Origin of the sequence: Sediminibacillus halophilus, assembly GCF_900103695.1 — a bacterium.
GTDB classification, from domain to species: Bacteria; Bacillota; Bacilli; order Bacillales; family Amphibacillaceae; genus Sediminibacillus; species Sediminibacillus halophilus.
On record NZ_FNHF01000003.1, the window covers coordinates 52,954 to 64,918 of the forward strand.

The following is an 11,965-nucleotide window of genomic DNA, read 5'->3' on the forward strand; positions in this document are numbered from 1 at the left end:
GATAGTAGAAATGGTATTAATACTCCGAAGTTCATCCAGCATACACCTTGCCCACGGAAAGCGGGGTATCTTGCCGGAATGGAATGTATGGCATCTTGTATTTTACAATTAGAGTTATCCCTGCTGTGCAGGACAAAGCCACATTTCTTCTAGGATCAAGAGTAGAGGTTTATCAATTTGCCGCCGAATCTTTTAGAAATCGGTTTGAATCCCAAAGTAATACAATTCGTTAACTATTTCATTACAGAGGTTTGTCTCGCCACTGATCGGGGGATATAACAACTACTCACTGAAAACAGAAAAATAGAGCGATTTGGAGGAGCAAATATGAACATTTTACTGACATCTGGTGCGAGAAGAATAGACTTTATCGGTTTTTTTCAAGAAGCACTAAAAGAAGCAGGGATCCTGGGGAATGTGATTGTTGCAGACCCGGATTATAACGCACCATCGCTGCAGGTAGCGGATCGTTCCTATATTATTCCACATCAGACTGATGATAAATATGCTGAAAAGATCCTGGACATTTGCAAGGAAGATGAAATTGAAATGTTGATTCCGTTGAATGACTGGGAAGTTCCGAAATTAGCAGAGAACAAGGCTGCTTTTGATGAGCTGGGGGTAAAGTTATTCATCCCGGACTATGAAGTAGTGAAAAAGGTAAGGGATAAAGGGAGATATCAAGAACTGCTGGGCGAAATCGGTTTAAAGGCGCCGAATACGTACTTTACCATTGAGGACGTACAAGCGGCCATTAATAATGGAAAGAGTGACTTTCCATTTATTGTAAAACCGCGTAATGGCTCTGCTTCCATTGGGATAGAAGTCGTCAATAATATGGAAGAGTTAAAATCTGCTTATCAACTGGCAGTCCACAAAATAGAGCAGTCTCCGCTCCGTTTTGATACAGAAAAGGATCCGGAAGACAATGTCATCATTCAGGAAGTCATTGAAGGAGAAAAATACAGTCTAGACATCGTCAATGACTTGGAAGGGAAATTCCTTACTTCACTGGCAAGAAAACAGCTGGCCATGCGTGGGGGAGATGTAGACCGCACGATTACCAGCCAAGAGAAACCCTTGGTGGAAATCGGTAAGAAGATCGGCGACCACTTTAAGCATAACGGTTATTTGAACACCGATGTGTTTTATGACGGAAAGGATTATTATATTATTGACATCAACCCGCGGTTCGGCGGAGGTTATGCTTTTTCACACGAAGCAGGAGCGGACATCCCGGCGGCATTCATAGCTCTGGCAGCAGGAAAGCCGGTTGACTTTGAGTGGCTGACATCAACTCCTGATGTAGAGCTTGCCCGTTATGACCTGGTTACTAAAATCAATGAAGGAAAGCTGAATAACCAAGCTGATTAAGTGAAACAGAAAAGTCCGGGCTGGAAACAGTCCGGGCTTTTCTATCTGTATTGTAAGAAGAGGCAACCGGAAACCAGACAATTTTTATAAAATAAACAATTCAGAACGATACTTTTCTTCTCTAATCTATGATAAAATAAGAATTGGAAACTGAAATGGCTATTAATGCGCAGCAGCTTCTCACTGCAGCGCATTTTCTGTTTTCTATTTTTCTATGTTTCACGTGGAACATAGAAAATAGGGGAGATACCATATAGCCAATGACCGTTTAGTAAAGGTGGTGTGTCTGACTATGTTACACCCGTTCAGTCGTATATTTGGCTTAGGTGATAAATCAGACTCAGAAGTCCAAGAGGAATATCATCCGGATGAAGTAATCCAGATTCCTGTCAACCAAATAGAACCGAACCGCTATCAGCCGAGATCCATCTTCACTCAAGAAAGGATTGAAGAATTAGCCCAAACGATACATACACATGGGATGATTCAACCAATTGTCGTTCGCAAACTGGACAAGGAAGAAGAAGGGTACGAGCTAATCGCGGGAGAAAGAAGATGGCGGGCGGTACAATACTTACAATGGGAAAATGTTCCTGCCATCATCAGAGAAATGAACGATACAGAAACAGCCTCTGTTGCCTTAATAGAAAATTTACAAAGAGAAGAGCTGACTGTCATTGAGGAAGCGATGGCTTATCAGCGCTTATTGGAGCTGCATGGACTTACCCAGGAGGCGCTGGCGCAGCGTTTGGGAAAAAGCCAATCGACGGTAGCCAACAAAATGCGTCTGTTGAAACTGCCTGAATCCGTTCAACAGGCTTTACTTGAAAAACATATTACTGAAAGGCATGCCCGTGCCTTAATTGTTTTAAAAGATCCAGAGAAACAGGAAAAAATTCTGGCTGAAATTCTGGAAAAGGATTTAAACGTCAAGCAAACAGAAGAGCGGATAGCCAAACTCTCTGAAGATAAGCCAAAACAAAAGAAGGCAAAACTTAAAGGTGTAAATAAAGATATGCGAATTGCGATGAATACGATTCGCCAATCGTTGACCATGGTTTCGGATACCGGTATCGACTTAGAGACCGATGAAGAAGACCATGAAAATTACTATCAAATTACGATTAAAATACCGAAAAAGAATAACCAAGGTTAGTCCCATCTTTTTTTAAAAGATGGGTGTTTTTTAGCACTCTTTCGTTTCACGTGGAACATTGCAAGGGGCTGGAAAGTTGATCGGGAATTCGTGAAGATGATTACAAAATGCTAACATTTTAAAAAACTATCTTTTTTTCGCATTCATAGAGTAAAATAAGTGATAAAATAAAAGAGTTAGAAGTTTTAGAGTAGGTAGGTGACACCATGGGAAAAGTAATCGCCATTGCTAATCAAAAGGGTGGCGTAGGAAAAACTACATCAGCAGTGAATCTTAGTGCATGTCTCGCATACTTAAACCATAAAGTCCTGCTTGTCGATATAGACCCGCAAGGAAACGCTACGAGCGGTGTAGGAATAAATAAAGCAGATATGGAGCAGTGCATCTACAATGTGCTGGTGGAAGATTTAGAAGCTGAAAAAGTATGTGTTCCTACAACCGTAGAAAATTTAGATATCATACCCGCAACCATACAACTAGCCGGCGCTGAAATAGAGCTGGTGCCGACTATTTCCAGGGAAGTCAGATTGAAAAAAGCAATCGACAGTGTCAAGGATGATTATGATTATGTGATTATTGACTGCCCGCCATCCCTTGGATTATTGACGATTAACTCACTGACAGCAGCAGATACTGTCCTTATTCCTGTACAATGTGAGTATTATGCACTGGAAGGTCTAAGTCAGTTGTTGAACACCATCAGACTTGTGCAAAAGCATTTGAATAAGGAACTGATGATTGAAGGTGTGTTATTGACGATGCTTGATGCCAGAACCAATTTGGGCATTCAGGTTATTGAAGAGGTCAAAAAGTATTTTCAGGATAAAGTTTATAAATCCATCATTCCAAGAAATATCAGGCTTGGAGAAGCGCCCAGCCATGGACAACCAATTATCATTTATGATCCAAAATCTAGAGGCGCAGATGTTTATCTAGACTTAGCAAAGGAAGTGATCGCTAATGGCGAGAGGGTTGGGGAAAGGTATTAATGCTTTTTTTCCTGAGTTGGAAACAAAGGAAGAGGAATCTGTTCAGGAAATTTCAGTGAAAGAATGCAGGCCGAATCCATATCAGCCAAGGAAAACATTCCATGCAGATGCGATTGAAGAATTAAAGGATTCTATTCTTGAGTATGGTATTCTCCAGCCGTTAATTGTTAGAAAAAGCATCAAAGGCTATGAAATTGTGGTCGGGGAAAGACGTTTCCGGGCTGCCAAAGAAGCAGGCTTAAAAACAATTCCTGTCATCATTAAAGAACTAACGGATGATAAGATGATGGAGCTTGCCCTGTTGGAAAACCTGCAGCGGGAAGACTTGTCCCCGATTGAAGAGGCCACGGCTTATGCGAACTTAATGAAAGAATTAAATATCACGCAAGAAGAATTGGCTCGCAGATTGGGGAAAAGCAGACCACACATTGCGAATTTAGTCCGGTTGTTAAGCCTGCCTGATCAAATCAGCGCATTGATCAACAACGGAGAGCTGACTATGGGACATGGACGAGCCTTGCTTGGCTTAAAGGATAAGCAAAAATTGAATCCACTGGTGGATAAAATCCGCAAAGAAGGTTTAAACGTCCGGCAAGTGGAACAACTGATTATTCAGTTGAATGAAAAGACACCCCAGAAGAAAAAAGAAAAACCGAAAAAAGATATATTTATTTCGGAGCGGGAAAGCCAGTTGCGTGACCACTTGGGGACAGGCGTCACCATACATCGTGGCAAGCGTAAAGGGAAAATAGAAATTGAATTTTTCTCGAATGAAGATTTAGATCGAATTCTTGGCAAGTTTCAATAACTGCCACTAAGGCCTGGGCCAGTAGGATATGTATCCTAACGGCCGGGCTTATTTTTATCTTGTTTCACATGAAACATAGTTAATCAAAGCAACATAACGCAAGTGAAAAGAGTGGAGATGAACATATGGTTTTGCTTGGGACGATGGTAAACGTAATCTGCATCCTTATAGGATCACTTATCGGTTTGTTTTTTACGAACATACCAGAAAGGTATAAAGAAACCGTCATGCATGGAATCGGTCTGGCAGTCATATTGATTGGGCTGCAAATGGCCTTAACATCCGAAAATATTGTCGTGGTTCTGTTAGGGCTTCTTACAGGGGCTATTGCAGGGGAAGCAATGCACCTTGAGACAAAGTTAAACAATGCCGGTTACTGGATTGAAAGGAAGTTTGCTAGACAAGGTACAGGAAGGACGAGTGTGGCTCAGGGCTTTATCACTGCATCCTTGATATTTGTCATCGGAGCCATGTCTGTTATCGGAGCTTTGGACAGCGGGATACGGGGTGACCATGGTGTGCTGATTACGAAAGCATTCATAGATGGATTTGTCGCTTTAGTATTGACTACTACAATGGGATTGGGCGTGATCTTCTCTGTTTTGCCTGTTTTGTTCTATGAAGGAGGAATCGCGCTTTTGGCAACACAGATTGATAGTTGGTTTCCTCAAGCATTTTTTGATGGATTTATCGTTGAAATGACGGCAGTAGGGGGACTGATGATTGTTGCTATTGGTCTGAACCTGCTCAAGCTGACTAAAATCCGTGTTGCTAACCTGCTTCCTGCATTAGTGACTGTAGGTATTGTGTTCTATATTTATGGATTGATTACAGGGTAAATGAAATACGGGAGACAGCGATGATACGAATTAGCCGACAAGACATGCGCAGTGGAACAGCATGCAAACCGTCCTCCATTGAGAAGGACGGTTTTTTTTCATGTTTCCGTTGTTTATTTAACCCGCAAAGGTACTGCTTGTTTCTTTGCCAGTTCTAAATCTAAAAGGTGAAGTGAATCGGTTATTTTTCTTGCCATTTGCATCACAATGTTAAGTCTCGTGTTTTGTAAAACTAAAAATTCCATATAACCGCTGATATTGACTACTCCTGTGAGGTGGATATCTCCTACATCCGGCAGGGGCTTTTTCAATGCCGCTCCCGGCTTTAATGGTCCAGGGGATAAGATTATCGAGCCGATAGAGTCTGTCCGCCCCAGACAGGCATCTATTGCAATAATAAAGGCTTTAGGATGCCGTTCCTCAATCATTTCCATTTTCTCTTCCAGATTCACGGCATGGATCGGGTCTGAGAGGGTGCCGTACACAGATAATCTTTTATTTGCTTTTTCGTTTAGTAAAGTACCTGTCAAAGGACCCAACGAGTCTCCAGTGGATCGATCCGTGCCAATACAAACAACAACTATTTCCTTTGTATAAAACGGCAGTAATTCTGCTAGACCTTGCCGCATATTCTGGGAGAATAACACGTCTTCATAATGGAAACGTCCTTCTTTTTTGCCGGAAATTCTCTTTTTTAGATTCATAGCTGTTCCTCCAGAAACATATTGGTATTAGTATACGAATTTTTTATACTTTTATACCTCTGTAAATGCGTTACATAAAGGTCCAGTAAAAAACCTGGCAAACATTGACCGGGTGAAAAGGTGGCAGATCAGTATGTGGAAAGCAGGTTTTAAATGGATGTTTTTAATAGTAGGCACCATGATTGGAGCCGGGTATGCATCGGGACGAGAGCTTTGGCAATTTTTTGGTCATGAAAGTGGACTAGCCATCCTGTTGTTCACGATCCTTTTTTCGGTTAGTTGCTATGTTGTATTGCAGATCAGTTATAAAAGCCAATCGACTCATTATTTACCAGTCCTGCAAATGATCGTCGGAAAAAAACTATCATTTTTATACGACGGCATGATCATTGTCTATTTGTTTACGACAACCGTGATTATGCTGGCAGGAAGCGGTGCTACCTGGCATGCCTTCAGTTTTCCGGACTGGTGGGGAATAACAGCGATCGTTTTGCCATTGATTGGCGTTTTTATCTGGGATATAAAAGGCGTCCTATCCTTGAATAGTTTCATTCTGCCATTGTTAATTACCGGTCTATTAGCAACGTTGCTCATCTTTTCTTTTCATCAGCAACTATCCTTCATACCAGACATATCAAAACAAAGAAACTGGACAGCAGCTTTTCCATTCACCGCCCTTAATATTCTGCCGCTAATCGCCGTACTTGGAGCGATTGGCAACGAAATGAAGGGCAGGGGAGAAATATGGATCGCAAGTGTCGGCAGCGGTGTTGTACTTGGGGTGATTTCTTATGTTTATAACAACAGCCTCGTCCAAATATCCGAAGAAGTTTTGCTCTATGAAATACCTTTGTTTGCAATACTTAAAAATTACCCATACATCATGTTCTTGTTTATTTCGGTACTTCTCTGGCTGGCAATCTTCACAACTGCCGTTTCCGGAACACTCGGCCTGGTAACCAGAGTGAGAGACAAACTGCATTATCCGCTTTGGGTGCTGGCCACCGTACTTGTACTTCTGATGGTGCCGCTGACCAGGATAGGCTTCTCAACCTTGATAGAATACTTATACCCACTATATGGCGTTCTCAATCTCTACGTATTGTCATGTATTATCGTCTATCCAATCGTAAATAGGTACAAAATCGAATGAAAAATGGTAAAATAATTACTACCATCAATTTTGGAGGACAAAAAGTGGAAGAAATACAACAAGAGTGGGCTGAATGGGTGAAAAGGCTGATGGGACCTGAATTTTGGATGCAAGTAGGGTATGTGATCCTGCAAATCATCATGATTCTGATCATCTCTGCACTCATCATCCGGATTGGAACCTCCCTGATCAACCGGATTTTCAGAAAACGGGAGCGGGGGCCGTTCCGTATCAGCGAGCGAAGAGAAAACACCTTGAAAAAGCTGGTGCAAAATACGTTGGCATATGTAGTCTATTTCACCGCTTTCATCATGATTCTCGACGCGATGACCATTCCGATCGGTGCCTTGCTGGCCGGTGCGGGGGTTGCCGGGTTGGCCATCGGGTTTGGTACCCAAAACTTGGTTCGTGACGTGATTACCGGCTTCTTTATCATTTTCGAGGACCAATTTTCAGTCGGCGATTATATACAAACTGCCGGGATAGAAGGGACAGTTGAAGAAATCGGCTTAAGAACAACGAAAATATTAAGCTGGACAGGAGAATTGCACATTGTCCCTAACGGAAGTGTCGACCAGGTGACCAACTATTCTATCCACAACAGTATCGCCGTCGTGGATGTCAACATCCCTTACGAAGCGGACATTCCGACTGCGGAAAGAATCATAGAGCAGCTGCTTCCGGAACTTCCGGAACAGTACCCGGAAATGATTACGGTCCCGGAATTGTTAGGAGTACAGACAATGGAAACCTCCCATGTCGTAATAAGGGTGATTGCGGAAGTGGTACCGATGGAACACTGGATGATCGCAAGAGTGTTGAGAAGAGAAATCAAAGGAAGACTGGAACGACATGGAATCGATATTCCACTACCACGGATGGTCATGTACAGCCGGGACAAAGAATCGTCCAATCAAAATCAAGGAGAAAGAGGGGAGTAAACGATGCAGGAAAAAGACTATCAGTTAAATGATGTTGTACAAATGAAAAAACCTCATCCTTGTGGGGAAAACCGCTGGAAGATCATCAGAATGGGCATGGATATCCGGATTAAGTGCGAAGGCTGCGGCCACAGCGTGATGATTCCCCGAAAGAAGTTCAATAGCAAAATGAAAAAAGTACTGGAAAGACAGGAGGAAACAGAATGATTTGTTTCACGTGAAACAAATCAAAAATTGGCGTTATAAACGATGGTCGTTTATATAAACAGCGGAATAATTCTCTTATTCTGATGATAAATGAGTGTAAAATCTCGTTGCGGCAGAATACTTCACTTTCCATAGGTACGGTCTCAGCCTCCGCAGACGCAAAGGAAGCTTCTTTACGGGGCCCTTCGGAAGCGTGCTGTTCCCATAGGGGTCTTCGTGTTCTGCTCCGGAATGGAGCGTTTTCCGCAGCGCGGGACTAACACGCAAATTCATTAGAACGAGTGAGATCCTTATAAAAGGAAATTTTCATTAGTTCGCAGTTTCTCTCAACTGCCTGATTATAGAGTGATTACGTGTAAAAAGAGCCTCCAAAAAGGCATGATTTCTGAAAATACTAAGTTTGCACGATTACAAAACTAAATATCACGTACCAAAGGGTGGAAAACAAGGGGAGATATTTCCCTTGTTTTGTCATTTTGATAACTTGTCATTTCGGCCAAGTCTATCTATAATTGGTATGACTGAAACGTTCATATGAGCGGTATCCTTAAGGAGTGGAAGTTTTTATGGCATTGACAGCAGGAATTGTCGGTTTGCCCAATGTAGGAAAGTCTACGTTGTTTAATGCAATTACACAGGCAGGGGCTGAATCGGCAAATTACCCATTTTGCACAATAGATCCAAACGTAGGAATAGTAGAAGTCCCCGATTATCGGTTGACGAAACTTACAGAATTAGTGAAGCCGAAAAAGACGATACCAACAGCTTTTGAATTCACCGATATTGCCGGTATCGTGAAAGGGGCAAGTAAAGGGGAAGGACTTGGGAACCAATTCTTGTCGCATATTCGGCAGGTAGACGCCATTTGTCATGTGGTCCGCTGTTTCCAGGACGAGAACATCACCCATGTTTCCGGAACAGTAGACCCGATTTCCGATATCGAAACCATTAATCTGGAATTGATTCTGGCAGATTTGGAGACGGTGACAAAGCGCTTGCAGCGTGTCGAAAAAATGGCAAGACAAAAAGACAAGGAAGCAGTTGCCGAGTTTGATGTATTAAGCAAGCTGAAAGATGCACTAGAGGATGAAAAACCAGCTCGTGCAGTAGAGTTTTCCGACGAACAACAAAAACTGGTGAAAGGGCTGCATCTGTTGACCAGTAAGCCGATTCTTTATGTGGCAAATGTCGGAGAAGATGAACTGCTGGATGCTGACGATAATGAAAACGTGAAACTCGTCCGCGAATTTGCAGCTACTGAAAACGCGGAAGTCATTGTCATCAGTGCCAAGGTCGAATCGGAAATCGCCGAGCTGGAAGGTGAGGAAAAAGAAATGTTCCTTGAAGAGCTGGGCATTGAAGAATCCGGTTTGGATCAACTGATCAAAGCCACGTATAATCTGCTCGGACTGGCGACTTATTTCACAGCAGGTGAGCAGGAGGTTCGTGCCTGGACCTTTACAGAAGGGATCAAAGCACCACAGGCAGCAGGAATCATCCATACTGACTTTGAAAGAGGATTTATCAGAGCTGAAACTGTTTCGTATGATGATTTAATGGAAGCTGGTTCCATGAATGGAGCTAAAGAAAAAGGGAAGGTTCGATTGGAAGGTAAAGACTATTTGGTGAAGGACGGAGATATTATCCATTTCCGTTTCAATGTGTAAGCAGGGGAATTCGTCTTTCTTTGGAATGAGGTGCAAGCCTGTAGTAGGGACTTGCACAATGCTAAGGACTTTGGTATAATTCAACATTGTGAGTAATTAATGATTACTCCTTGCTCCTTTGCAACAAAAGGGGCCGTTAAGTCCAAAAGGAGGTGCAAACGGATGAGAAATTATGAAATCATGTACATCGTCCGCCCAGATATCGAAGAGGAAGCGCAAACAGCTTTGGTCGAGCGTTTCAACAAAATTCTTACTGATAATGGTGCGGAAATCGATAAAGTTGATGAAAAAGGCAAGAAACGCCTTGCTTATGAAATCAACAATTATCGCGATGGATACTACGTGCTAATCAACTTTAAAGGCGATGAAAACGCCATTAATGAATTCGATCGTCAAGCGAAATTCTCTGATGACATTATTCGTCATATTGCAGTTCGCGAAGACGACCAATAAGGAGTGGTTCTGATGTTAAATCGTGTCGTACTTGTCGGCAGGTTGACGAAGGATCCGGACTTACGCTATACACCAAATGGAGTAGCTGTGGCTAATTTCACATTAGCTGTCAATCGACCTTTTTCTAACCAGCAAGGAAACAGGGAAGCTGATTTCATCAACTGTGTGGTATGGAGACGTGCCGCCGAAAACCTGGCAAACTTTATGAGTAAAGGAAGCCTCGTAGGCGTAGATGGACGTGTACAAACCCGCAACTTTGAAGGTCAGGATGGGAAAAGGGTATTCGTCACCGAAATAGTGGCCGATACTGTACAATTCCTGGAAACAAAAGGGTCTTCACAAGGTGGAGGACAAGGTTCACCAGGATACCAACAGAATCAGAACCAATCAAACAACAACGAATTTTCCAGACAAAATGAAGAGGACCCATTCAGCAATAATGGGGAACCAATCGATATATCTGATGATGATTTACCATTCTAATGAGCTTGAAAGTGCGATACTTTTAATCTCAAGATAAAAAGGAGGTAATACCTATGGCAGCTCGTCGTGGTCGTGCAAAGCGTCGTAAGGTGTGTTACTTCACAGCTAACGGCATTACACATATTGACTATAAAGATGTTGATTTGCTAAGACGTTTCGTTTCTGAGCGTGGAAAAATTCTTCCTCGTCGTGTAACAGGAACTTCTGCAAAATATCAACGTAAATTGACTAAAGCTATCAAGCGTGCTCGTCAAATGGCTCTATTGCCATACGTGACCGAGTAAGTTGAAAGAGCCCTATGGAGCAATCCATAGGGCTTTTTTTATAAAATTATAATCGAGAAGTTAATTTATGGTATTCTGTAACTATATTTAATTAGTGGGAATAAAAAATGAGTTTTTTCTGAGCCCCGTTGCTAGTTTCCCTCACCGAAAATATTGATTCCTGTAAGGGATAATTCCTTTAGAGCATTATTCATACATCACACATTCATACCACACTGGTTATAGTTCTTCATCCTGATAAATCTAGGAATAGTAAGTGGTCGCATAAAAATAAAAATACAGATTATGTATCCTGTCAGCCCTTGTTGCTAATAACATGCTTGCTGTTTAAAAGAGTTTATGGGAGGTAATTTTTATTCGAAAATCAATGATAGTGATACTCCTTATTGTTAGCATCGTTAGCGCTTGTGATTCTGATTCTCCAGGAACGTTTGCTTATTCGGACACAAAAGAAAAGCAAGGGATAGAAGTAACACTTGATCGTGTCGAAGAATTTCAAGGACAAAAATATGAACTGACCACTTTCTATTATGAAATCAGCAACCATACAGACGAAGATGTGATAATAGAGACAGATAGACAAGAGAATAATGATGCCTCAAATTCGACCTATTTGGAGGACGGGGAAGGAAATATATATCCGATGAGCGGCTATGAAGGACCGAAGACGGTGGATGATACAGAGGACGGAGAGGTGCAGACAAATCCCGAAAATCCGGACTATATCAAGATACCGGCAGGCACTAATGAACGGAAGGCGGGAATCCATTTCAACGAAATATACCTGGATTCCTTTAAAACACAGCTGGCGATTACTTTGGAAGACGGTGATGTCCTCCCCTTTATATTCAGTGGTAACCTTGATGACGACTACTTGGTGGATGATTAACACATAAACAAAGGCATC

14 protein-coding genes are annotated in these 11,965 nt (G+C 42.1%); 13 read left to right on the plus strand and 1 reads right to left on the minus strand.

All coding sequences use genetic code 11. The features are described 5' to 3' along the window. The first annotated feature begins 327 nt into the window (after positions 1-327). The 5 genes from BLR82_RS10875 to BLR82_RS10895 all read left to right on the plus strand — a co-directional run bounded on the left by BLR82_RS10875 (position 328) and on the right by BLR82_RS10895 (position 5,166). Positions 328-1,374 carry an ATP-grasp domain-containing protein gene (locus BLR82_RS10875; RefSeq protein WP_074599250.1) on the plus strand — a complete coding sequence of 349 codons (1,047 nt, stop codon included), beginning with the start codon at positions 328-330 and terminating at the stop codon, positions 1,372-1,374. Positions 1,375-1,666: 292 nt separating this feature from the next. Next, positions 1,667-2,530 carry a nucleoid occlusion protein gene (gene noc / locus BLR82_RS10880; protein ID WP_074599252.1) on the plus strand — a complete coding sequence of 288 codons (864 nt, stop codon included), beginning with the start codon at positions 1,667-1,669 and terminating at the stop codon, positions 2,528-2,530. A gap of 206 nt (positions 2,531-2,736) precedes the next feature. After that, complete coding sequence (locus tag BLR82_RS10885; protein ID WP_074599254.1) at positions 2,737-3,519, plus strand: ParA family protein; 783 nt, start codon at positions 2,737-2,739, stop codon at positions 3,517-3,519. Further along, entirely contained in the window at positions 3,491-4,327 is an 837-nt protein-coding gene (locus BLR82_RS10890; RefSeq protein WP_074599257.1) for a ParB/RepB/Spo0J family partition protein, read from the plus strand. Before BLR82_RS10885 ends, BLR82_RS10890 begins: the two co-directional genes overlap by 29 nt. Positions 4,328-4,452: 125 nt before the next feature. Then, positions 4,453-5,166, plus strand: a complete 714-nt coding sequence (locus tag BLR82_RS10895; protein WP_074599259.1) for a DUF554 domain-containing protein — start codon at positions 4,453-4,455, stop codon at positions 5,164-5,166. 113 nt (positions 5,167-5,279) lie between these two features. On the opposite strand, the gene yyaC is transcribed toward BLR82_RS10895, so the two are convergent. Further along, positions 5,280-5,870, minus strand: a complete 591-nt coding sequence (yyaC, locus tag BLR82_RS10900; protein ID WP_074599262.1) for a spore protease YyaC — start codon at positions 5,868-5,870, stop codon at positions 5,280-5,282. 133 nt (positions 5,871-6,003) lie between these two features. On the opposite strand from yyaC, the gene BLR82_RS10905 reads away from it, so the two are divergent. The 8 genes from BLR82_RS10905 to BLR82_RS10940 all read left to right on the plus strand — a co-directional run bounded on the left by BLR82_RS10905 (position 6,004) and on the right by BLR82_RS10940 (position 11,947). Then, the gene (locus BLR82_RS10905) at positions 6,004-7,023 is read left to right on the plus strand and encodes a YkvI family membrane protein (protein WP_074599264.1); all 1,020 of its coding nucleotides are present in this window, start codon (positions 6,004-6,006) and stop codon (positions 7,021-7,023) included. Positions 7,024-7,067: 44 nt separating this feature from the next. Further along, on the plus strand, positions 7,068-7,964 hold the full coding sequence (locus BLR82_RS10910; protein ID WP_342721494.1) for a mechanosensitive ion channel family protein: 897 nt from the start codon (positions 7,068-7,070) through the stop codon (positions 7,962-7,964). Positions 7,965-7,967: 3 nt separating this feature from the next. Then, positions 7,968-8,171, plus strand: coding sequence for a DUF951 domain-containing protein (locus tag BLR82_RS10915; RefSeq protein WP_074599269.1), 204 nt, complete (start codon positions 7,968-7,970; stop codon positions 8,169-8,171). 566 nt (positions 8,172-8,737) lie between these two features. Beyond that, positions 8,738-9,838 (plus strand): redox-regulated ATPase YchF, encoded by a 1,101-nt coding sequence (gene ychF / locus BLR82_RS10920; RefSeq protein ID WP_074599271.1) that lies wholly within the window; start codon positions 8,738-8,740, stop codon positions 9,836-9,838. A 162-nt stretch (positions 9,839-10,000) separates the two neighbouring features. Then, on the plus strand, positions 10,001-10,291 hold the full coding sequence (gene rpsF / locus BLR82_RS10925) for a 30S ribosomal protein S6 (protein ID WP_074599274.1): 291 nt from the start codon (positions 10,001-10,003) through the stop codon (positions 10,289-10,291). A 12-nt stretch (positions 10,292-10,303) separates the two neighbouring features. Next, complete coding sequence (gene ssb, locus BLR82_RS10930) at positions 10,304-10,774, plus strand: single-stranded DNA-binding protein (RefSeq protein ID WP_074599276.1); 471 nt, start codon at positions 10,304-10,306, stop codon at positions 10,772-10,774. Between the two features lie 53 nt (positions 10,775-10,827). After that, positions 10,828-11,058: a 30S ribosomal protein S18 gene (rpsR, locus tag BLR82_RS10935; RefSeq protein ID WP_026568902.1), complete on the plus strand. Its 231-nt coding sequence runs from the start codon at positions 10,828-10,830 to the stop codon at positions 11,056-11,058. A 373-nt stretch (positions 11,059-11,431) separates the two neighbouring features. Beyond that, positions 11,432-11,947 carry a type 2 periplasmic-binding domain-containing protein gene (locus BLR82_RS10940; protein ID WP_139186950.1) on the plus strand — a complete coding sequence of 172 codons (516 nt, stop codon included), beginning with the start codon at positions 11,432-11,434 and terminating at the stop codon, positions 11,945-11,947. Positions 11,948-11,965 lie beyond the last annotated feature (18 nt).